This is a genomic window from Chlorobiota bacterium (assembly GCA_016710285.1).
Lineage (GTDB): Bacteria > Bacteroidota > Ignavibacteria > OLB7 > OLB7 > OLB7.
In genome coordinates this window covers 1,607,908-1,631,386 of the sequence record JADJXR010000001.1, presented here as the reverse complement: position 1 = coordinate 1,631,386, position 23,479 = coordinate 1,607,908, and the positions used below count along the sequence as shown (strand labels likewise).

The 23,479-nt window shown below is 54.1% G+C and carries 17 protein-coding genes; 9 read left to right on the top strand and 8 right to left on the bottom strand.

What is annotated here, in order from left to right:
- Positions 1 to 72 precede the first annotated feature (72 nt).
- The 4 genes from IPM61_05735 to IPM61_05720 all read left to right on the top strand — a co-directional run bounded on the left by IPM61_05735 (position 73) and on the right by IPM61_05720 (position 7,474).
- The gene (locus IPM61_05735; GenBank protein ID MBK8910813.1) at positions 73 to 2,142 is read left to right on the top strand and encodes a T9SS type A sorting domain-containing protein; all 2,070 of its coding nucleotides are present in this window, start codon (positions 73 to 75) and stop codon (positions 2,140 to 2,142) included.
- 49 nt (positions 2,143 to 2,191) lie between these two features.
- On the top strand, positions 2,192 to 3,478 hold the full coding sequence (locus tag IPM61_05730) for a hypothetical protein (GenBank protein ID MBK8910812.1): 1,287 nt from the start codon (positions 2,192 to 2,194) through the stop codon (positions 3,476 to 3,478).
- A 325-nt stretch (positions 3,479 to 3,803) separates the two neighbouring features.
- Positions 3,804 to 6,515 (top strand): T9SS type A sorting domain-containing protein, encoded by a 2,712-nt coding sequence (locus IPM61_05725; protein ID MBK8910811.1) that lies wholly within the window; start codon positions 3,804 to 3,806, stop codon positions 6,513 to 6,515.
- 146 nt (positions 6,516 to 6,661) lie between these two features.
- Positions 6,662 to 7,474: a T9SS type A sorting domain-containing protein gene (locus IPM61_05720; GenBank protein ID MBK8910810.1), complete on the top strand. Its 813-nt coding sequence runs from the start codon at positions 6,662 to 6,664 to the stop codon at positions 7,472 to 7,474.
- A gap of 125 nt (positions 7,475 to 7,599) precedes the next feature.
- Here IPM61_05720 and aspS read toward each other — a convergent pair whose 3' ends face one another.
- The 7 genes from aspS to IPM61_05685 all read right to left on the bottom strand — a co-directional run bounded on the left by aspS (position 7,600) and on the right by IPM61_05685 (position 15,474).
- Positions 7,600 to 9,372 (bottom strand): aspartate--tRNA ligase, encoded by a 1,773-nt coding sequence (gene aspS, locus IPM61_05715; GenBank protein MBK8910809.1) that lies wholly within the window; start codon positions 9,370 to 9,372, stop codon positions 7,600 to 7,602.
- Positions 9,373 to 9,481: 109 nt separating this feature from the next.
- Positions 9,482 to 10,144, bottom strand: coding sequence for a phospholipase (locus IPM61_05710; protein ID MBK8910808.1), 663 nt, complete (start codon positions 10,142 to 10,144; stop codon positions 9,482 to 9,484).
- A 128-nt stretch (positions 10,145 to 10,272) separates the two neighbouring features.
- On the bottom strand, positions 10,273 to 11,109 hold the full coding sequence (gene lepB, locus IPM61_05705; protein MBK8910807.1) for a signal peptidase I: 837 nt from the start codon (positions 11,107 to 11,109) through the stop codon (positions 10,273 to 10,275).
- Positions 11,110 to 11,328: 219 nt separating this feature from the next.
- On the bottom strand, positions 11,329 to 12,555 hold the full coding sequence (locus IPM61_05700) for a bifunctional 3,4-dihydroxy-2-butanone-4-phosphate synthase/GTP cyclohydrolase II (protein MBK8910806.1): 1,227 nt from the start codon (positions 12,553 to 12,555) through the stop codon (positions 11,329 to 11,331).
- Positions 12,556 to 12,658: 103 nt separating this feature from the next.
- Complete coding sequence (gene yajC / locus IPM61_05695; protein MBK8910805.1) at positions 12,659 to 12,964, bottom strand: preprotein translocase subunit YajC; 306 nt, start codon at positions 12,962 to 12,964, stop codon at positions 12,659 to 12,661.
- Between the two features lie 36 nt (positions 12,965 to 13,000).
- Complete coding sequence (tgt, locus tag IPM61_05690) at positions 13,001 to 14,128, bottom strand: tRNA guanosine(34) transglycosylase Tgt (GenBank protein MBK8910804.1); 1,128 nt, start codon at positions 14,126 to 14,128, stop codon at positions 13,001 to 13,003.
- 110 nt (positions 14,129 to 14,238) lie between these two features.
- A complete protein-coding gene (locus tag IPM61_05685) occupies positions 14,239 to 15,474 on the bottom strand; it encodes an asparagine synthetase B (GenBank protein MBK8910803.1) in 1,236 nt (411 codons plus the stop codon).
- Positions 15,475 to 15,927: 453 nt separating this feature from the next.
- Between IPM61_05685 and IPM61_05680 the strand changes: the two genes are divergently transcribed.
- Together IPM61_05680 and IPM61_05675 are read left to right on the top strand one after the other, a co-directional pair.
- Positions 15,928 to 17,022 carry a DNA cytosine methyltransferase gene (locus tag IPM61_05680; GenBank protein MBK8910802.1) on the top strand — a complete coding sequence of 365 codons (1,095 nt, stop codon included), beginning with the start codon at positions 15,928 to 15,930 and terminating at the stop codon, positions 17,020 to 17,022.
- Positions 17,015 to 17,671, top strand: a complete 657-nt coding sequence (locus IPM61_05675; GenBank protein MBK8910801.1) for an ATP-binding protein — start codon at positions 17,015 to 17,017, stop codon at positions 17,669 to 17,671. Before IPM61_05680 ends, IPM61_05675 begins: the two co-directional genes overlap by 8 nt.
- Here IPM61_05675 and IPM61_05670 read toward each other — a convergent pair.
- The gene (locus IPM61_05670; protein MBK8910800.1) at positions 17,604 to 18,491 is read right to left on the bottom strand and encodes an IS630 family transposase; all 888 of its coding nucleotides are present in this window, start codon (positions 18,489 to 18,491) and stop codon (positions 17,604 to 17,606) included. The two genes, IPM61_05675 and IPM61_05670, sit on opposite strands and share 68 nt — an antisense overlap.
- Positions 18,492 to 18,719: 228 nt before the next feature.
- Between IPM61_05670 and IPM61_05665 the strand changes: the two genes are divergently transcribed.
- The 3 genes from IPM61_05665 to IPM61_05655 all read left to right on the top strand — a co-directional run bounded on the left by IPM61_05665 (position 18,720) and on the right by IPM61_05655 (position 23,431).
- The gene (locus tag IPM61_05665; GenBank protein MBK8910799.1) at positions 18,720 to 20,153 is read left to right on the top strand and encodes a hypothetical protein; all 1,434 of its coding nucleotides are present in this window, start codon (positions 18,720 to 18,722) and stop codon (positions 20,151 to 20,153) included.
- Positions 20,154 to 20,310: 157 nt separating this feature from the next.
- On the top strand, positions 20,311 to 21,513 hold the full coding sequence (gene amrB, locus IPM61_05660; protein ID MBK8910798.1) for an AmmeMemoRadiSam system protein B: 1,203 nt from the start codon (positions 20,311 to 20,313) through the stop codon (positions 21,511 to 21,513).
- Positions 21,514 to 21,571: 58 nt separating this feature from the next.
- On the top strand, positions 21,572 to 23,431 hold the full coding sequence (locus tag IPM61_05655) for a hypothetical protein (protein ID MBK8910797.1): 1,860 nt from the start codon (positions 21,572 to 21,574) through the stop codon (positions 23,429 to 23,431).
- Positions 23,432 to 23,479: the final 48 nt, after the last annotated feature.

The window sequence follows — 23,479 nt, the reverse complement described above, 5'->3', positions numbered from 1 at the left end:
GAACAGGACGTTGATGGGTTGTGAAAGCGAGAAAGAGAACAATGATAGAAAACAGGATATAGGAGAAACAGCATGAAACTGAGTCGAACAATTTTCGGAGTTGCTGCCGGGGTGGCTCTGTTAGCAGCGGGGGCTGCGCAGACTGCTCAGGCACAGCACATCGCCGATCAATTCACGATCAGTACTCAGAACGTGCTGTACCAGCCACAGGCCGGCAAGGGAATTATCATCCCGCGCAACGCGTTCTTGGATGTGTACAGCAACGTTGTGAACCCTGATGACGGTGTTGCCGGCCCAATCCCCATCGGATTCCCGTTTGAATTCGATAACCAGTTGTTTACCGATGTCTATATCTCGGTAAACGGCTGGCTGAACTTCGAAGGCCGCTTTATTACCAGCGATCCGTACACGTTGTTCAGCGCAAACAACGGTCCAAACTTGACGGTGGCACCATACTTTGGTGACCACTACCTGCGCACCCCAGGCTACGATCTTACCGATCCGCAAGGGCGCACGTACACCCCAAGCTACATTCGCTACATCCAAGAAGATGGCGGATTTGATGCCCAGGGAAATCCGCTTCAAGATCGTTTTATCGTTGAGTGGGAAAACCTGAACATCAACTACTACTTCGATCCGAATTACCCGGATGATCCGTTCTCACCGAACCGTCAGCCGCAAGCTCCATCTATCGCTTCGTTCCAAGCTCACTTGGTTGAAGCTCCATTCAACGAGCCATCGCGCTCAGGTGATATTGAATTCCACTACGGTCCTGCAGGCACCAGCAGCGGGGTCAGTATCGTGAAGATCAGCGGTGCTTCGGTTGGCTTGGAAAGCGCACCATACGTGCCAAACGGTTCAACCACTTGGATGAACGCTGTTGCATGGTTGGAGAGTGGGTTCGACAACGACAGCTTGCGCAAAAGCACACGCTTGACAGCAAACTGGCCACCTTCTGGCTTGCCAGGGCGCATCTTCCTCTTCTCATCCCGCCACGTCCGCCGCATCGGCTCGTGGGGTGATGGCGATGCAAACTTGACGCAATTGGATGTTGCTCTTCCAGGCGACATTCGTGGTGATCAACGCCGCTTTGTGACTTTTGCCGACGTCATCCGCATTCTGCGTCACTCGGCAACCCGCAACTTGGCCAGCACCCAAACCAGCACGGTTGATTTCGATTCAGTGTTCGGCCGTCATGGCTTCCACGGTGACGTGAACCACAACGGACGTTTCTACTACTCTTCCAGCAAGTACAACAACAGTGGTGACTCGTTGGATCAGTTTGGGCAGATCGTCTATTACAAGGTTCTTTTCCCAACCAAGGACGTGAACCCAGCACTGCCGTTCCCACAAGACAACACCTTCAACGGCTTCTTGTTTGATGCCGATGAGTTCGACGCAGCCTTGATTATGACCTACTTGGCAGCCAAGCTGCCGGTGCTCCCATGGCTGCCCGATACGTTGCCACCATTCACCGGAAAAGTCATGCCAGGGTTGGCAAACAATGTTGACCTTCGCATCGGTGGAACGGTGACGGGAAATACTGTGGAAATCCCGGTTCGCTTTAACGGAGTGGTGAACGGAGCGCAAAGCGTTGCCTTCGATGCCGCCCCGGGAACCAAGATTGTTGACATCCGCTTCAACGACCGCAGCGATAACAAGTGGGTAACGGGTTACGCTACCGAAAACCGTGCAGCAGTTGCCGTTAGCGGCCACTTCGAGCAGGGCGATGTTGTTGCAACATTGGTGGTGGAAGCCAACCCACAGGGTGACGTGGTCTTCCGCAATGTTCGTTTCAGCGAGAAGGACAAGGGGCTCTATCGTCTTAGCCCGAACAGCACGGTGGAAACGGGATCGGCCACGTTGGGCTTGTCGCAAAACACGCCAAACCCATTCAATGCAAACGCCAAAACCAGCATTAGCTACACCACTCCAGTTGATGGAGCAGTAACGCTTCGCGTGTTCGATGTTTTGGGTCGTGAGGTTCGCACGCTTATCAGCAGCGATGTGAAAGCAGGAACCTACACCACCGAGTGGGATGGCCTGAACGGCGAAGGGAAGCAGGTGGAATCCGGTATCTACTACTACCAGGTTCAAGCTGGCGGCAAGAGCGTGACCCGCTCGATGCAGGTGCAGAAGTAATCTCTGCATTGCATCAAGGTTGAGTATCTGGAATAACCGGTGAGCATAGATGCGATTAGCAAAGACGATAGTGGCGATGGGAATGCTTCTTGCTCTGTGCTCACCGGTTCTCCGGTCCCAGACGGTTCGTCCATTAACAATCTGGATTGATACAACAGTCATCCATCCCTGCGACCAGAAGAAATTTCTTCTGAAAATCTGGTCAAGCTACCAAAGCGACACTGGGCGGGTGGTTGGCTTCACGAAAGAAGACAGCTTGTTTGTGGTGACGTTATCGTTGCAGTGGGATCGTTCAAAGTTTGATATTAACCCGAATCCTCCGGTATCCGGCCATATTGCCGGGCGAGCATTTCGACGCTCGATTACGAAGGATTCCAAACAGGGGAACCTGTACATTGAGTTTGGCGGGATTGATGACAACCTTCAGCTTCGCCCTTTCTTTGGAACAGGAATCCCGTTATTGACATTCGAGGCAACCGTAACCTCACCCGACGTTTTTTCCGGATTGAACGGGTGGGCCGAAGTCCTTGGCAACTTGACAATTGAGGCAGCAAAGCCATTCAACGTGGCGACGCGCCGAACAGGGTTTGTGCACGTGGCGCGAACGCTGTTGCCGCAGTATATCGCCAAAGCACAGGTGGAATCTGCGAACTTCGACACGCTACGGCAAACCACTGTGGCGTTGAAGATTGAAAATGTGAAAGATCAAGGGATAAAGCAGATCGCCTTTACCCTGCGTTCCGATACGGCATGGTATCGCTTTGCCGATACTGCTACACAAGGAACAATCATTGCTGAGCCAGGCTGGAACGTTCGGCAGCTTCATATTGCTGCCGACTCGATAGCCGGATTGCTGCAACGGGATTCTGCGCTGGCCACCGAGGGCACATTGCTGAACGTGGTCCTGCAGCGAACAACCGATAGTGCTTTCAGCAAAGCGATCGTCATCGAAGAATTTAGTGTTGATACGGCATCATGTATTAGCCGAGCGGATCGTGAGAACGGAGTTGTGACGGCCAATCGCATTGTGAAGCCTGACACAACCGACACAACGACAGTTGGTGTTGATGAGCAATGGAAGGAAGCAACGCCAACCGTACAAATCGTCCAGCACGTTGATAACAACGAGGTTGTGGTACGAACGGAAGGAATGATGGCAAGCAGCGTTGCTGTTGTTGACATACTGGGGCGGCAGATTCCGATAACGATCGTAGCAGCCCCAGATGCTTGGACAAGGATTATTCGATTTGAGGAGGGCATGGCCAATGGCTGCTACCTCATTTCGGTTTCCGACTCCCAAAGGAATGCAAACAATCAGTTCACAGTCATAAAGTAACATCTCTCAAACCAAGGAGATATGATCCATGCGTAAACGTTATTGGTTAGCAGGGATGCAAGCGTTGATGGTTGGGGCTTTGCTCCTCATCTGCGCAGGCCAAAGTCTTGCACAAGGGCTAGGCAAAAAGCATCTCCCCACAATCACACTGCAGAAGTGGGCAGGACAGCCCAATGGTGTTCTGGCACGGGACACAAATTATGTTTCCGAGCCAGGCCCCGGGGAGAAACGGTTCTTCCTTCTCCCAATCTTCATTAAGAATTGCTTGGATACATCCAACGATCCCATCAATGGGTATCCGGGGGAGCATATCTATAGCTTCCGCATGAAGCTGCAATACAACAACACCTTGCTGCGTGCAGTAGGTGTCCAGAAACGTGGCCAATTCCCAAATGACAACGACCTTGTTGTCGCTCGTGATTTCAACATGAGCTGGGATGTTGACCAAGATGCCGATTACAAACTTGAGACCGTCGGCGGACCATCCGCATACGGCGAGCGAATCATGGTGACTGGTAGCTCTTCAACACCGCTACCACTGCCATTGGCTCCGAACGCTCCTCCAGGTGCGAAGGGATGCCAGTGGGGGGACACAGCTGTGTTCTTCTACGTCCTCTTTGAAGTTGTCGGTGACGCGCAAGGAACAGCTTCAGGAATTAACACGGATCAGATGATCCTGACGCTTGACTCGCTTCGGTGGAACGAATACGCTCCAGGCAATGTGACTCCTGAGATGGAAGCTCGTGGATTCGAGAAGTTCCAAGAGGGTGTTGCGCCAACGCGTATCCTTGACCCGAATACTGGCGAGCCGTTCATTCCGAACACCTACGGCACTTCCTATATCTCGATTACACCGCGTCCGCGTATTGACCTGCTGCCAACCAGCCAGGTAGAGAAGATTAATGACGACCCGTCGAACTATGAGTTGGTGTTCCCGCTGCAAACACAGTATGGAAACCCCAACCGTATTTTCCGCAATATCCTGATGGTGAACGGTGTGCAGGGAACAAAACTGCGCAACATCACTGTCGAGACCGATGCTCCGTGGCTCCGTATTGACTCGAATGATGTTGTCAATCCAGGTGTGGGCGGAGGCGGTGATGGTACCGGCCGTGGCCTGTTCTTCCGCGAAATCGGATTGCAGCAGAACTTCAACGTTGTTGCGAACCCGTCGCTGTTGCCAACAGCGGATGGGTCGGGATATCCAACGCCAGGTATCTACATCGGCTACGTCACGCTCCGCTCGGTTGACGCTTTGAACAGTGCTGTTCGCTTGCGCGTCGTGCTGATCGTGAACCGTAACCCGTTGGAGTCTGGCCTTGATACTTCCTCCGAGCCAACAGACACGAAAGGCATTCGCCTGATGTTCCGCAACTCTGCCGCAAGCCCAGACACTACGTATCTGACCTTCGGTACCGGTATCGGCGCATCGGATTCATCCGACTTGCTGTTTGGCGAGGCTGAGGCTGCAACGCCAGGAACGCCGAACCAATTCTACGCACGGTTCTATCCCCCAGCATTGGGTGCAGGCTTCAATGGCTTGGTTGATACCCGTGGCTTGCCACCAATGGCAACAAACCCAGCCTTTAACTTCAAGAGCCTTGATATTCGCGAGTACCGTGTGGATACCACCATCGTGTACTGCGTGAAATTCAGCGCGGGTGCGCCACAGAACTACCCAGTGGTGGTTGAGTATGATACTCGTGACTTCCCACCAGGTGCGCTGCTCTATCTGCGCGATAACCTGAACGGAACGGTCTTCAATTACGATATGCGCGGAACCACAAACGTGGGACCAACCACCCGCACCATTGTGATTCGCGACCCGAACGTCACGGGCTTCTGCATCGAGTACACCTTGCCAAGCGTGATCCAGTTCCCAGAAGTCCGTGAGCGCGGCTGGAACTTCGTCTCGTTGCCAGTGGTTCCTTCGAATCCTGCATCTGGAACGGTCTTCCCGAATATCTCTTCAGGATTGCCGATAACCTTCAGCAGCAACCAATACAATACAGCGGATACCGTTGCTCCAGGCATTGGTTACTTCGTGAAGTATGCTGATGTGGTGGACCGCACCGTCTCGGGTGTTGCCGTCAAACGCATTGACCCAACGCTGCCCCTCTACCTTACTGTGAAGGTCTTCCCAGGCTGGAACACTGTTGGTGCGTTGGCCGTGCCAACCTACGTTGATGATAACTACATGAGCTTCCGCCCAGTCGGTAGCGGGCGTTCACCAGGTCGAGTTGGTGAAGTCTACTCCTACAAACCACAGCGTGGATACGAGCAAACCGCTCGCATCCTGCCAGGGCTTGGCTACTGGTTGAAGGTGGATGGAACAGGCTACTACGTCCTGACCGCTCCGGCAAGCGAGCTGAATGGAAAGGTTGAGCCAAAGATTGCCGACGACTACAAGGTGCTTAACCAACTTCGCATCAGCGATGCTGACCAAAAAGTTGGAACCGTGTACTTCGGACGCAATGGTTCGATCAGCAACCAACGCTACGAACTGCCGCCGGTTCCAGGCGAGTCAATGTTCGATGTCCGCTTCAGCAACAACGGGTTCGTCAGTGCCAGCAAGGAATTGAACGGAGCGCACGTTGTGAACTTCCAGGGCACTGAGTATCCAGTGGTTCTGTCGGTCAACAATGCTGATGCTGACTACGTTGTCACCGATGCCCTTACTGGCTACGTTTTGGGCACGTTGAAGCAGGGTGAAGCTGGTGCAATTCGCATCAACAACCCGCTGGTGAAATCGGTGAAGCTGACAGCAACCGGAGCATCGGCCACCATGCTTGGCGCAGCCTATCCGAACCCAGCTACCAACAGTGCTTCGTTCGAGTTCGCTGTCCCAGCCGAGCAGGCGGTGACGATCAGCTTGATTGATGCGTTGGGTGTTGAGGTGAAGAGCCTCTACAACGGCGTTGCAAAGGGTCTGAATCGCGTTGAAATCTCCACCGAAGGCTTGGCCGCCGGTGTCTATTTCTACAAGATGACCACCAACGGACGCACCGAAACGCGCCAACTGGTTATCGCCAACTAATCAACGCAAGGGGAAGCAACCTTCCCCCTGCCGAAGAACAGAAATGGGCAGGTTCTCCTAAAGAGCCTGCCCATTTCATGTTCTTGTAACGCCCACAATTGTTGGGGGTTCTGTTTCCGCAACACAACACCTATAAAAACCTACTGATGATGCACCGCATATTCACTATTGCCAGCCTGTTCTTTCTTGCGGCGGCCTCGCTATCGGCACAAGTCACCATCATAGACTCCATGAATGTCCGCAGCGAACACCCCTCCGATATCCCTATCTATGCTCGCTTTGGCGTGGGCCAGCAATACCACGATTGGGTAGATGGAAGAACAGATTACGAAGTCCCATTCTTCCCCCCTTCTGGCCTCTATCTCCTTTTTCAACATCAGATAGATTCCGGCTCCCCGGCCGAGGGATTGTGCATTGCCGACGTTCGCGGAATCCCCGCCGCCGCGCTTGAAGGGGAAGGCGATACCTTCTCCGTCACCTATCGCCTGCGCATCCAACGTGGCGTTGGGCGGAACCTCATCTTCAGCTTCCCTCGCCCTTTTGCACGTGGCATTGATTCGATCGTCGTCACCGATCTCAACAACGTCTATTATGCCCACACCTTCACCGCTGGCGTGGCCGAAGACACCCTGAAGAACGATGGAGTGAGCAGCGTCTATCTCAAAGCCTACTTTAACATCCGCCGCTACAACTCGGCGGTGGAAGAACGGGGAGTGCTGGCCGCCGGAAGGTTTGCGCCAAACCCCACCAACGGGCGGCTACGATACAGCGAACCCTTGCCAATCGGAAGCCATATCCAGATCTGCAACATGATGGGAGAAATGGTGGAAACGGGACAGGTCAACAACCCTGCCGAAGCGGTGGAACTCACCAACATCCCCGCCGGAAGCTATGTGGTGACCGTGCTTACCCGCGACGGACGGCTGTGGGATCGCGAGCAGATCGTGGTGGTCCGGTAACCTTCCCGAACATTGGCAGCACCAATCGGTGAGCAACGAAACAGAACAGGGCAGTGGCTCCAGAAAAGCCAATGCCCTGTTTGCGTTCAGATAGAGAGGGGATTAGAGATGTGATTGCGCGAGGCTTACGGAGCCTGCCGAATCTGCAATCCCAACACCTTCAGCTGGTCGTCGGGGACTGGGGAAGGGGCTTCGTCCATCAGCGATGCGGCGCGCATGGTTTTCGGGAATGCCACAACGTCGCGGATGTTATCGGTCCCCGCAAGAATCATAATCAGCCGATCAATCCCCGGGGCCATTCCGCCGTGCGGTGGCGCGCCGTAGCGGAAGGCATCAAGCAGGAACCCGAATTTCTTCCGCGCCTCCTCCTCATCCAAGCCAATCAGCGCGAACACTTTTGCTTGCGTGTCGCGGTCGTGGATACGGATGCTTCCCGATGCCAGCTCGTACCCGTTAATCACCAAATCGTAGGCGTTGGCGCGAACCGCTAACGGGTCGGTTTCCAGCAGATGCTCATCCTCCCGCTTGTAGGAAGTAAACGGATGATGCGCCGGAACCGGCATTCCCGTCTCCGGGTCAATGCTCTCGAACATTGGGAAATCAACGATGTAGAGAAGGTCGTCAATGTGCTTCGGGATCATCTTCTCGCGCCGGGCAATCTCCAGCCGCAGCGCGCCGCAGACCGTGTGGGCGGTGTTCCAGCGGTCGGCCACAATCAGCAGCAGATCGCCGTCGGCGGCCCCCATCCGCTCCTTCAGGTTTGCCTTCTGAGAATCGGTCAGGAACTTTGCGGCACTCCCCTCAATATCGTTGGCCGTCACCTTCAGCCACACCAACCCTTTGGCTCCGTAGCGTTTGGCGTGCTCGGTAAGCTCGTCAATCTGCTTGCGGCTGTAGCTGGCCCCGCGAATGAAGTTGATGCCGGTGATGGAACCGTTGCTATCCAACGCGCTTCGGAAAACCGCGAACTCGGTGTCGGTGAACAAATCGTTCAGCTCCTGAAGCTCCAATCCGAACCGTGTGTCGGGCTTGTCGCTTCCGAATCGGGTCATCGCCTCGCGGTAGGTCATCCGGCGAAGCGGCAACGAAAGCTCCACCCCTTTCACCTCTTTCCAAAGTCGGGCAAGGTATCCTTCCACCATCTGCAGCACGTCCTCCTGCTCAACAAAGGACATCTCCAAATCAAGCTGGGTGAACTCCGGCTGGCGGTCGGCACGCAGGTCCTCATCGCGCATGCATTTGGCGATCTGCATGTAGCGGTCGAACCCCGCCACCATCAGAAGTTGCTTGTAAATCTGCGGCGATTGCGGCAAGGCATAGACGCTTCCGGGATGAACCCGGCTGGGGACAATGTAGTCGCGCGCGCCTTCCGGAGTGGAGCGCACCAGCATCGGCGTCTCAATCTCCACAAAACCGTTCTCGGCAAAGTAGTGATGGGTCACTTGATAGACTTGGTTCCGCAGCCGCATGATCCGCTGCAACTCCGGGTCGCGAAGGTCCAAGTAGCGGTACTTCAGCCGAAGCTCCTCGTTGATTGCCTCGCGGTGGCCAATCTCAAACGGGGGAACGTCGGCGCGGTTCAGGATCACCAGCTCATCAACATAAAGTTCGATTTCCCCGGTGGGAAGAAGGTGGTTGGGGTTCTCGCGGCGGCGAACGTGGCCGCTAACGGCAATCACAAACTCGGACCGAAGCTCGCTGGCGCGCTCCATCAGCTCCGGTAGATATTGGGGCGAAAAGACAAGCTGGGCAATGCCGGTGTGGTCGCGAAGGTCAATAAAAATTAGGCCGCCAAGATCGCGCCGGGTGGCCACCCAGCCATTTAACGCCACAACGGTTCCGATATGGCTATCATTCAGTTTCCCAGCGTAGTGCGTGCGCGCAGGATAAGGATGCATAGAAGAATCAGCAATGTGAAATGTTGGTGGTCCCCCGATGCTGGCATGGCAGCCCCGCCACCGCGAACCACAGGATATTGTGCTCGCGAAGCTAACACAGGGGCGCGACCTAACCAGCAGAAAGGGAGTGTTGGTGTGTTGCTGATGAAAACCGTCCCAACTCGTTGATGGGAACGCAATGCCCACCATCAAACTCCACCACCTGCACGGCTTTCCCGGCGGACTGCAATGCGGTGCGCTGCGCCTGCAATTCCTCGCGGTTCACAAACGCATCCTCGCGGCCAATAAGGAATGCTGCGCTGGTTTGGCCAAGCTGCTGGGGCAAGAATTCCGGGGGGAGCAAACCCCCGCACAGCAGTAACTGGGTCGCCGCAATTCCGCCGCTTGCCAGCCACCGCCCCGCGGTGGCCGCCCCCTGCGAGAAACCAAGCAGAGTGATGGCAAGGGTAGGGTTGGAGAGCTGCGGAATCAGCCGGGAGTGGAGCAAGTTCAGGAACCCCAAGTAATCGCTGATCTCGTTCAGCCGGTCTTCGCTGGTCATCCACGACGCGCCGATGGTGCCATTGCCGCCGCGCAGGTACATTCGCGACAGCCCTTCCGGGGCCACCACCAGCGTTGCGCCGTCGTCCAACACCTCAAACTCCCGAAGGAACCGCTCGGCCAGTTGGCCATATCCATGCAGCACGTACCACAAACGCCCAATCTGCGCCCCGGGCGTTCCAATGGTGAAATAGCGCGCCGTGCGGGGGACGGCAATGTGATGCTCAACCATGAGTTAATCAGGTAGCAAGGATGGATGGAAAGGATATTCAGAAAATGAAATCGGCCAGGGGAGAAGCCGGAAATCCTACGAAGAGATATGGGGGATTGGATGGAGGAAAACCCGCCGCACGGAGAGCATCACTCCACACAGTTTCCAATCCTTCCCCAACGGACCTCCCCTTCCGCATCGCGTGACCAATAGATGAACCATGCCTGGCCAACAAGGTTATCGTACCGAACCGGGCCGAACATCCGGCTGTCGCGGCTGTTGCCGGAGTTGTCGCCGAACGCCAAAAAATAGCTGTGGCGGAAGGCGTAGCGGGTGGCGGGAAGCCCGCCCAAAAACGGAATGTTGTTCCGGAATTCCACGCTGACCCCTTCGGATTGAATCAACCCGCCCCACTGGGCGATGCTGATGGAGTCCACCGTGATCTCATCCCCTTCGCGGGGAAGCACAATCGGCTGGCGCAGGCGGAACAGCGGGTGGACCCGTGCGCTGTCAACCGGTGCGCGGCGTGCGGTGGCGTGGGGAACCGCCAGCGTGGCCAGCGGGTCGTTGGGGCTGGGGGGAAGCTCCTCTCCGTTGATAAAAAAACGCCCGTCGCGGAACTGGACGGTATCGCCAGCAATCGCCACGCAACGCTTCACGTATCGCTCCGGCTTGGTCCCCGGGGAATCGAACACCACCACCTCCCCCCGCTCAAGCTGGCCCAACCCGGCAATCTGGAAATGTGGGATGGAGATTGTGGTGAACGGAATGGTTTGCGGCGAACGAATCACGTACGGCAGCTTGCCCACCAGAATCGCATCCCCTTCAAGAAGGGTGGCGTTCATCGAGCCGGTGGGGATGGTGTATGGCTCCAGCACAAACATCCGAAGCAGCAGAACAACCGCAACAAGCCCCACCAGCACCCGCGCCCCAAACCGAAGCAATCCCCGCTCAGGTGGGGCCGCCGCCGCCGGTGGCGTTGCCAAAGAAGCAGTTGGCGATATGGTCGGTTGTTGGTCAGGCATTTGGATGCAGAACAATGGGAAGCAACCACGGCAACGCACAACCACGGGTGGGCAAAATGCACAATGGTTTGCGGGCAACACCGGTGGTGGATTCCGCAAACCATTGTGGTTGCTTTCAACAGATCAAGAACCTCACCTTCGCCGCACCTTCTGCCGCACGGACAGCCGCGGGATTGCTGGTTATGCTTCCTGCTCCTGCGGTGCGGTTCCGTTTGGCTCAATCATGTGGCCCAGCTTTTCCTTTTTGGTTTGCAGATAGCGTGCGTTGAACTCGTTCGGCATCACCTCGATCGGGACCCGCTCCACGATGTTCAGGCCGTAGCTTTCCAGCCCGACAACTTTTTTGGGATTGTTGGTCATCAGCCGCATATCGCGGATTCCAAGGTCCACAAGGATTTGCGCCCCCAAGCCGTAATCGCGCAGGTCGGCCTTGAAGCCCAGTGCTTCGTTTGCCTCCACGGTGTCCTTCCCCTGGTCCTGCAAGGCGTAGGCTTTCAGCTTGTTGGTCAGCCCAATGCCGCGCCCTTCTTGACGCATGTACAGGACCACGCCATTCCCTTCGCGCTCCACTTGGCGCATTGCCGCGTGCAGCTGCCACTGGCAATCGCAGCGGAGCGAGCCAAGCGTGTCGCCGGTGAAGCACTCGCTGTGGACGCGCACCAGCACCGGGTCGCCGGTGTGGATATCCCCTTTCACCAACGCCATGTGCTCCTTCCCGTCCAGCAGGTTGTGGTACAAGTGAAGCCGGAAGCTGCCGTAATCGGTTGGCAGGTTCACCTCCACCACTTTCTGGACCAATTTCTCGCGCGAGAGGCGGTAGCGGATTAAATCGGCAATGGTGACGATGGTGAGGTCGAAGCGTTTGGCAAGCTCCTCCAGCTGCGGCATCCGCGCCATTGTTCCATCCTCGTTCAGGATTTCGCAAAGAAGCCCGGCGGGGTACAATCCCGCAAGCCGCACCATATCCACCACGGCCTCGGTGTGGCCTGCGCGGCGCAGCACCCCTTCATCCACCGCCCGAAGCGGAGCAATGTGGCCCGGGCGAACGAAGTCGTGGGCGCGGGCGTTGGGGTTGCCAATTGCGCGTATTGTTGCGGCGCGGTCGTCGGTGGAAATCCCGGTGGTTGTTCCGTGGCGATAATCAATCATCACGGTGAAGGGGGTTTCGTGCAGCGAGGTGTTCACCGGGGACATCATCTCCAAGCTCAACTCTTTTGCCCGCCCCTCGGTAATCGGCGCGCACAGCATCCCCCGGCCATGATGAAGAATGAAGTTGATCATCTCCGGCGTGCACTTTTCGGCAGCGGCAACAAAATCCCCTTCGTTCTCGCGGTTCTCATCGTCAACAACGATAATCACCTTTCCGGCGCGAAGGTCTTCAAGGGCTTTTTGGATAGAGTTCATCATAGCATAACCGGTTGTTGGGTTGCGCGTGTGGTCCGTTGCTGTTGTGGCAATCGGGGCCGCACGGCGTGTTTGTTCGTGCGGGGAAGCGGGGGGAGCTTCTCTTCTACGCCTCGTCGCCTCGGGTGACAATGGTTTGGATTGCCCCTTTGTCGAATTTCACTTGGGTGTTCCGTGCAATCTCGATCAGCACTGTTTTTTCCTCCACTTGTGCCACCTTGCCATACATCCCGCCGCTGAGTGTCACCTCATCGCCGCGCCGGACGCTGGCCAGCAGTGCTTGTTGTTCTTTCATCCGCTTCTGCTGCGGGCGGATTACCAGGAAGTACATGATGGCAAAGATCAGCACGAAGGGAATCAGCATTCCCAGCAGCCCACCACCCGCCTGAAAAGCAAGGATTGAAATGTTCATGGTTGATGTTGTTGAAAAGGTTTTGGTTGGTATTGGTTATTCGGGACGTTCCATGTGCGCGATCGTCTGGCGCATCCAGGCGCCGAACTGGCCGCTCTCAATCTTCTTCCGTGCCATCTCCATAAGGTTCAAGTAGAACGCCACGTTGTGGATGGTTGCCAGCGTGCAGCCGGTCATCTCATCAACGTTAAGCAGATGACGGATATAGCCGCGTGAGTAGTTGCGGCAGGTCTCGCAGGTACATTCTGGATCAATCGGGGAGCTGTCGGTGCTGTGGCGTGCGTTGCGCAAGTTCACCCGCCCGCGCCACGTGAATGCCGTGCCGTTGCGTGCGTTCCGCGTGGGCATCACACAGTCGAACATATCCACCCCCCGGGCAACGCATTCCAGCAGGTTTTGCGGGGTCCCAACGCCCATCAGGTAACGGGGTTGATCCGCAGGAAGCTGCGGGGCGACTCGCTCCACAACCTCATACATCACCTCGGTGGATTCCCCCACGGCCAGCCCCCCAATCGCGTAGCCGTCGAACCCGATTTCCATCAATGCTTCGGCGCTTTGGCGGCGCAGGTCGTGGTCCAATCCCCCTTGGGCAATCCCAAACAGAGCTTGGCGCGCACCGTACAAAAATGGAGTTCGGTCGTGATGCTCCTTTGCCCTGCGTGCCCACCGCATCGAGCGTTCCATGGAGTGCCGATGCTCGGCAAGGGTGCTTAGTGCCGGCGGGCATTCGTCCAGCACCATCGCGATGTCCGAGCCGATGACCCGCTGCGTCTCCACAACATTTTCCGGAGTGAACGTGTGGCGGGATCCGTCAATGTGCGACTGGAACTCCACGCCATGTTCGCGAACCTTGCAGAGGTCCTTCAGCGAAAAAACTTGGAAGCCGCCGGAGTCGGTAAGAATAGGGCGATCCCAGTTCATAAACTGGTGAAGCCCCCCCATCTTCCCCATCGTGTCGTTGCCGGGGCGAAGGTACAAGTGGTAGGTGTTCCCCAGGATAATCGCCGCGTCCAGGCTTTTCAGGTCCGCCGAGCGGAGGGCCTTCACGGCGGCGCGGGTTCCCACCGGCATGAAGATTGGCGTGGGGACAATCCCGCGGTCGGTTTGGAACCACCCCGTGCGGGCTTGGGTGGTTGGGTCGGTATGGAGAATCTGCAGCTTCAAGTGGCCCCAAACTTACGCCCCGCAATGCGTCCCTTCTGTGTTGTTTGGTGAACCCCCCCCCCTGCCCCGCTGGCGCAATGCCACGCTTGGCGCCGCGGGGTTCGGCAACCTCACGTCTTCTGCTTTTTCTTCTTTGCCGAAGGGAACAGGATGTTGTTCAGGATAAGGCGGTAGCCTGGGGAGTTTTTGTGGAGCGATAAATCGGTGGGGGGATCGCTGACGGCGTGCTGGTAATCCTCAGGGTCGTGGCCGCCATAAAAAGTGAAGGTTCCGCGCCCGTAGTTTCCGGTCAGATATTTCACCTCATCGGTTCCCTCCTTCTCGGCCAGCACAATCACGTTTTTCTTGATGAACTCCTTGTGGTAGGCGGTGGTCTGGCCCATGAATCCGCCAACCACACCAACATGGCATTGGGTCAGCATCGAAGGGACCGGATCATGCTTTGCCGAGAAGTCGAACAGCGTGAAGAAGTCGGTTTCGGCGGTGGAGTTGAAGTTCGGCTGCACATCAATGTCGGCGTACTCGTAGATGTACGGGTTCATCTCCAACGTGAAATTCTGGAAGGCCAGCGTCTGGCTGAAGTCCAGCGCGTTTTGGGCGTTGGCGGCTGGCGGGTCGCCGTCGAACATCACGTCGCAGATGTCGGTGTTGCGCGCGGCAAGGGCGATGTCGTAGCTGTCGGTGGCCGAGCACATGGCGAACAGGAATCCCCCATTGCCAATGTACTTTTTCAACTCATCGGCCACCGCCAACTTCAGCTTGCTCACCTTGCTGAATCCAAGCTCGGTGGCGGTTTGCTCCAGCATCGCCACCTGCTGCAGATACCACGGCGCGTTGGCGAAGCTGGCGTAAAATTTCCCGTACTGCCCCGTGAAGTCTTCGTGGTGAAGGTGGATCCAATCGTACTTTTTCAGTTGATCGTTCAGCACCTCCTTGTCCCAAATTTTGTCGTAGGGGATTTCGGCGTACTGCATCACCAGCGTCACCGCGTCGTCCCACGGCTGGAACGTTGGGGGAACATAGACGGCGATTTTCGGGGCTTGCTCAAGCCGCACCACGTCCATGTTGTTGCTTTCCGATTGCACCTCGCTGTAAATGGCCGCCGCCTGGGATCCGCTAATCGGCTGGAAACTGACCCCACGGATGCGGCATTCGGCAGCGATGAAATCGGCATAATCAATCATAAACGATCCGCCACGGTAGTTCAGCAACCAATCGGCCTGCTGCCCTTTCGATAGGGTCCAATAGACAATGCCGTAGGCCTTCAGGTGGTCATCCTGCGAGTTGTCCATCGGGATCAGGAGCTTCGACTGCGCGGCGCAGAAGGTGCTAACCGCCACCATCATCAAAGCAAAGGAGAGGGAGAGTTGTGTCATCAGAAATCGGCAAAGAACATTCAGCGAAAATTCCCCGTGCGCGTGCGCTACCCGATGACGGCAAAGCCCGCCGGCATCGTGTGTTGCTGCGGCCAGCAAACAACGGATTTCGGCGCGTTGATGCAAGGGGGGGAAGAAAGGAGAAGTGGAAGGAAGATGGCTTGGCTGCCAATCGGTGGGTTTCTACTTTTGCCGCGTGGGCAACTCATCTTACGCAGAATTTGTGGCGTGAATCCTTGCCGATTCGGTAGCTTCGCCTATACTTTAGTGATAGATCTCCGCATAAGCGGAAGGTGTTCTTGATAGAAAATCATCGTTTATTTACAATTGATGAATATCTTTGCAAGGCTTTTGACAAGCACCTGCTGTGAATCATGAATCCGTAAAAATGATACAATGAACCCGTTTTCCTAAAGATGGAGTATGAAGGAAATATCAAATCAAAGCAACAAAAAATACCAAATCAATGCTACGGCTGTTGACCTTTTCTGTGGTGCAGGTGGCCTGACTCGTGGGCTCTTGGATGCTGGTATCTCTGTGGTCGCAGGTTATGACATTGATAGCGCCTGCTGTTTCCCATACGAATTCAATAATCATGAAGCAAAATTTTATCAAAAAAATATTGCGGAAATCACTGGAGAAGAAATTGAGAGGCATTTCCCAGATAATCATATACGTGTCTTGGTTGGATGCGCTCCATGCCAGCCATTCTCGAAGTACACACAAGGAATTAATGCTGAAAATGATACAAAGTGGGGATTGCTATCCGAATTTCAGCGATTAATAGAGGAATCACAGCCTACAATCATTAGTATGGAGAATGTTCCAGGGCTATATATGCATCAAGTTTTTCAAAGATTTATCAAATCACTTGCTGATAATGGCTATTACTGTGCTTCTCGCCTTCAGGAATTGCTGGTGTATTGCCCTGAGTATGGCATTCCGCAGCATCGCAAGCGATTAGTCCTCCTTGCTTCAAAACTTGGCCATATACGACTGATCTCACCGACGCATCAAGCTGAAAATTACCGAACTGTTGCTGATGCCATTGGTAAACTTCCACCGCTGGCCGCTGGCCAAGCCGATCCTGATGATCCTCTGCATCGTAGCAGTAGTCTCTCAGAGCGAAACCTTGCTCGCATTCAACACTCAGTTCCGGGAGGGTCTTGGCGTGATTGGCCAGAAGAATTGATTGCCGATTGCCACAAGGAAAAATCAGGGAAATCCTACAGTAGTGTCTATGGTCGCATGGTCTGGGATCAGCCTGCTCCAACTATTACTACCCAGTTTTATGGCTATGGTAATGGACGATTTGGGCACCCAGAACAAGATCGAGGGCTTTCCCTAAGGGAAGGAGCAATACTGCAATCGTTTCGACCCGACTACCAATTCATTGAGAAAAGTGACAACTATCATTTTACAACAATTGGTCGAATGATCGGCAACGCAGTCCCCGTTCGCTTAGGAGAGATAATCGGGGTTTCAATTCAACAACATATCCAGTCTCATTATGGATAACCAGCCCTATAAAATGACGTTAAGCCTGAACTTGCTTAACCACCTTGGTATTAATCTTTATAGCAGCGTTCCAGCAGTACTGTCCGAGGTAGTTGCAAACTCTTGGGATGCAGATGCTGAACTCGTTACCATAACGATTGATAGTGATAAAATAGTCATCACCGATGATGGTAACGGTATGGCGAAAAACGATATCAACAACCGCTACTTATCAATTGGCTATCAACGGCGCAATGTGCCAGATGGTAGTATTACCCCTAAATACCAGCGGAAGGTGATGGGTCGGAAAGGAATCGGTAAGCTTTCTCTGTTTTCTATTGCCCGTAATATCACCATTTATTCGGTGAAAGATGGAGAAAAAAATGGCTTCCAAATGCTACTTGCCGATATTGAAAAAAAAATCCAACAGGAAGAATCCACATATTATCCTGCTGAACTCAATGACTTTCCACCTGATCTTACTCGAGGTACCCGAATTATCTTACGAGACTTAAAAAAGCGTCAGCGTCAAACTCCTGCTGCGTTACGTAAACAGCTTGCTCGACGGTTTAGTATACTCACTGCAAAGAGGTTTGCGAAAATCAGAGCACGTGGAAATTCAGGGTTAGAAGTCTCTCTAACTCTGGGCGGTACTCCTCAATATCGTTGAAAAATCTTCGGATAGCTCCACGAAATTCATCCTTCGTTTCATAATACCTCCTGTCTATTACCTTCTTCCTCATGTATTTCCATAATCGCTCAATTAAATTCAAATTCGGTGAGTAACTCGGCAAAAATACCTGCTCTATTCGCGATGATGATAACCACTCCCGCAAACGACGACTCCGATAGTATCTCGCGTTGTCGCAAATCACTCTGATCCTTCCACTCGGATGCTTCCGCTCTAAGGCTGCATACAACTCAATCGTTGATTCACTATCCACCCGCTCGCTTTCCACCACCTCCACATCTCCCACATCATGCGCGTTCAATGCCGCGTTGATGTTCACACGTTCCCGACCCGTGTTCGATCGCACTTCATACCGACTCCCCGACTTGATCCACCCGTAACTGCTCCGTGTGTTGTGCTGAGGATGCACCGCATCACTGAAATACACTACCCCACCTTCCTCGCCTTCACCCCTATCAGCAAGCAATCCCGCCAGACGTTCAAGAAATTCCTCCTGCTCCGCTCGATTCCCCTTCGATAACACCAGACTCGTCTTCTTGTACACAAAGCCCAGACGCTTCAGCAATGCTACCATCCCGCTCTCCGTATATCGCACACCATAACGCTCGCACACCAACTCCACTACCTCCTTCGATGTATGATGCAGATGTCCCTCCAGTTCCTTCGATACAGCTGATGCCTGTTCACCGCTCAGCTTCCCACCATAGCACACATACTTGTCTTCTATGTAATCCTCAAAGCTCTTTGATGCTCGATACCCTTCGGCATACCGATATATCGTCGAATTATCAACACCCAACGCAAAGGCCGTCTTGCCAACGCTAAATCCCCGTCAAGCATCAGCAGCGTCGTGATCTTCACATACCGACGCTTCTCTTTCTCCATTCGCTGCAATTTCCGCAGTTGTGTCCGTAATTCCTCCGTAAGTTCTATCATCTCTTCCCTCTATCTATTCAATGACTACTATCTTTTCCCTAACGTAACCCCATCATCCCTTTTTCGCAAACTACTTTATTTCGAGTATATCTTGGGAAGTAAGCATCATTTTGCCCTTTCTATCAATAATGATCCAGTTACCATTGAAGATAGAGATTACTTCTCTAAAATTCAATTTTTGTGGATGTATGATTTAGATGATGATTTCAAGCACTATTTCAAAAATAGCGACCACAGTGAAGTTCGTAAAAGCACTATCTGTTGGGAAAATGATGATGGAAGTTCTGGTAAAGGAAATGTAATAGGGTGGATTGGTACAGTAAAATCTGCCGGAAGTCTAAAAGATGATGCAGGAAATATTAATAAAATCGTCATTCTTGTTCGTGGTAAAATGGCACAAGAAGATATCCTCGATATCTTTAATGAAGGAGGAATGTACTCCAAATACATCATTGGCGAACTCCACGCAGATTTTTTAGATCTTGACGATAGCGATGATATCACTACCAGTAGCCGACAGCAATTTATTGATGGAGATCCAAGGCTTAAATCACTTCAGGATTTTGTTCAACAAGAATTAAAGCACATTCAAAAAAAATGGACTAGCCTACGGAACGATGAAGGAACAAAAGTTGCACTTGAAATTGATGCAATCAAACAATGGTTCAACTCTTTAGGAGAAGATCATAAAAAGCGAGCAAAATCACTCTTTGGAAAAATCAACCAACTTACCATTGATGAACCCGAAGATCGAAAAAATTTACTCAAATATGCAGTCCTAGCATTCGAACATCTGAGCTATAAAAATAATTTGGATGCCTTGGAAAAAATCGAACCTGATGATATCCTATTAGTCGGAAGCATCTTTTCTCGGCTAGATGATATTGAGGCAAGCCTGTACTACCAAATCGTGCGTGGAAGAATAGAAGTTATCGAGACTTTAGAGAAAAATGTAAAAGACAACGCATTAGAGAAAGTCATTCAAAACCATATTGCCGAGCACCTCTGGTTACTTGATCCAAGCTGGGAACGAGCTACAGATTCTAAATTTGTTGAATCAAGAATTTATAAAGAATTTTATGAAGCATTTGGTGAAGAAATAAAATCTGATCTTACAGCCGAAGAGCAACAAGCAAGATACGACATTAAATATTCAACAATTTCAGGAACTCATATTATTATTGAATTAAAGCGACCTAATGTGAAAACTAAGACCGGAGCTTTGATCGATCAAGGAAAAAAATATCAAAGGATTCTGAGAAAAATCATCCAAAAACATAATAACCACGATCCTATTATTGAAGTGGTTTTTTTAGTCGGTCAGCTGCCGGTTGGTTGGGACGACAAAAAAGAACGTGACGAAGACATTCAATCTTTACAAATTAAAGGTATGCGAATACTCTTATATAGCGAACTATTAGATAATGCTCGCCGTGTATACAGTGAATATCTTGAGCAACGCCAATCAACTGGCCGTATCCAAAAGCTGCTGGATAGCATTGATACGGCCAGTCTTCTCTCCTAAACCAGCGTTCTTTCCATGTCAGAGATCAGTACCTGAGCATATTTCAGAAAAGAATAACGCCACCGCATAGAACCATGTATCCTGCTGATATGATTTTTGCCTTATCTGAATTTCAGTAGCTGATGCATCATCAGCTACAAATCACAATGTGATTACGATGACCTCACTTCCCCTCCCCGAACTCCGTTTTGGATTGGCCGCCGAAGAAGTGATCCCCGGCACTGCCCTCCTGAGCGACCCGCTTGGATATGCCGAGCGGAGCGTCAGCATCCCGATGGACCTGGTGTTCCTGCTGGAACTGTTCGACGGGTCCACCACTGCCGAGCAAGCCGTTGAGCAGGGAAGCAACGCCGGCATCCGCTGCACCGTTGCCGAACTGCTGGACCTTGCCGAGCAGTTGAGCGCAGCCTGCTTTTTAGAAACCCCGCAATTCCACCAGCGGAAAGCGGAGGTTGACAACGCCTACAACGCCCTTGCCGTCCGCCCGATGGCGCTTGCGGATGCGTGCTACCCCAGCAACCCGGCGGAGTTCCACCGCCAGCTTGATGAGTGGCTGGAATGGGACACCCAACCCCACGACCGCACCCCGCCCCCGGCAATCATCATCCCCCACATTGACCCGCACGTTGGTTGGCGAAGCTACGCCCGCGCCTGGAACGCCTTGCGGGAAACCGATGCCGACACCTTCGTGATTTTTGGCGTGCCGCACGTGATGAACTACGACCGGTTTATGATCTGCGAACAAGACTTTGCAGTCCCCGGGGGCGTGGTTCGTACCGATCGCCAGTTTATCAAACGGCTGCGGGAGCGGCTTCGCTACCCGGCCACCCATAACCAGATTGCCCACCGCGACGAGCATTCCATTGAGCTGCAAGCCATCTTCCTCCATCACCTGTTCCCCAATCGTGATATCCAGATTGTCCCAATCCTCCACGGCGCGTTGTGGGAGTATGTGGAGGAAGGTTTGGGTTCGCCCGATAGCGACCAGCGGGTGCAAGATTTTTATCAAGCAATCGGCACCGTTGCCGCCGAACTTGGCCGAAACGTCTGCTGGATTGCCAGCGCGGATTTATGCCACATCGGCCACAAGTTTGGCGACAACACCAGCGGGCGGCAGATGCTGAAAAAGATTCGCGAGTTCGATGAGTCGGTGATTGACCACACCCTTCGCGCCGATGCTTCGGGCTTTATTGGCCACGTTGCTGCGGTGCGGAACCGCTACCGGATTTGCGGTGTTGCGCCAATCTACGCCACGCTTCGGATTAGCGGCGCACGCGCCGGGAAGCTGCTCCACTACGAGCAGTGGGATAACGCCCAGGAGAAGTCCGCAGTGACGTACGCAAGCGTTGGGCTGTGGTAGGCCGCCCCCTTGTTCCGTATCTTCATGGCCATACAATCACTGTTCGGAGAGATAGACAATGAACCGATGGTTTTTCTTGCTGATTCTTCTGGCGTGGGTTCCGGCCAGCGCGCAATATCCTGGCTGGAGCCAGTACACCAACGGCAACTTCGTCTCGGCAATTCTTGACGATGGCGATAATCTGTGGTTGGGGACGCTGGGCGCGGGATTGATCCATTACACCAAAGCAACCGGCGCGAAGGTGATCTACAACCGCGCAAGCTCCGGAATGCCCGACGACTGGGTGTCCACAATGGTCCGCGACAGCAGCAACCGGCTGTGGATTGCCACACAGCGCGGGGTGGCGATGTTCGACGGCACAACCTGGGCCGTGCACGACACCTTCCCCAACGGCAGCCAGATTCCTGTGCTGACTTCAATGGCCGCCAGCCCCGACAACAGCATCTGGGGTGTGGCAACCGGGACCTCGCGGTACGGCGTGCTGAAGTTCGATGGCCAGGAATGGAGCCGCCCCGCCGACACCTCCGGCTTCGCGCCGCAGATCGTCACCTTCAGCGTTGCCGCAGCAAAGGACTCGACAATATGGGTCGGGACCGAAGCCAGCTATCTAACCTCGTTCAACGGGAAAAAATGGAATGAAGGGGAAACCGGCAATGCCTTCTGGGTTGGCACCGATTCGGAAGGGAGCGTCTGGTATGCGAACAACCCGGGGACGCTGTACCGAACCAACAGCAGCAACGACACCAGCTACACCCTTGACATCCCCACTACTGGAGCTACTCGCAGAATCCTTGTCCTGTCGCCAAGCCAGGTTGTGATTCTTGGCGAGATAGATGTGAAGTCAACAACGCACCATTTCACCATGTTTGATGGAACGAAGCTGACCCCATACCGGAACCCACGCGGCATGGTGCTGCATTGCGTTGCTGCCGGGGCCAACGGGGACCTCTATTTCGGCACCAACAAGGGGCTTGCAAAATTCCACGACGGACAGTGGGAGTTTTTAGAATTGGATCTTGGGGATCTTCCCTCCAACCAACTGTACGATGTCCTTCGGATTGGGAGCGTGGTGTGGATTGCCGGGCAAGGGGGCCTAACCCGCTTCGACGGAACCACCTGGACCACGTTCGACTCCTCCACCATCGGCATCAGCGGCCAGCCCGTCTCACTCTCCCGCGACGGCAAAGGGGGATTCTGGGTCCTGACGAACGAGGGCGCGTCGCACTTCAACGGAGCAACATGGATCGCGGTTCCCCGCGCCACGCTTATCGGCACCAAAGCCCTGCTGCACACCATCACTGCCGATGCTTCTGGAACAATCTGGATTGGAACAGGCGGCGGTGGGGTGATTAAATACAACGGCACGAACGTCGTCCGGTATTCGCCGCCGGGGCTGACTGGGGATGTGAAATCCATCGCCATTGATTCCGCCGGCAACCTGTGGATTGGGTCGGTGCAATCGGGGATTGCGGTGTTGGTTGCCGCCACCGCGCAGTTCCAATCCCTGAATCAATCCAACAGCAAACTCCCTTCCAACAAGGTCAACGCAATTATTCCCGACGGAGCCGATGGCGTGTGGATCGGGACCTCGGTGGGGATGGTGCGTTTCAGCCTTTTGGCGCAAACCACGTTCCAGAATGCCCCCCTTGCCAGCCCCTTCATCCGCTCGCTGCGGCACGCCCCCGACGGCGCGCTGTGGCTGACCACCAGCAGCGGCCTGTACCGCTACGATGGCCAGCGTTGGGCTGGATTCACCCGGGAAAATTCTGGCTTTGTTGATATAGGAGCGGTGGATATCGGCCCCGACGGCGATGTCTGGATTGCCACCACCGCAAGCGGCCTTACCCGCTACGATGCCCGCATCATCACCGGCGTGCAGCAGCAACTGCCGGGGCCAAACGTGCTGGACCTGCGGTGAAACAAGGGAAGAAAGGCGTGGCAAGTGTGAGATAAACAAGAACGTCAC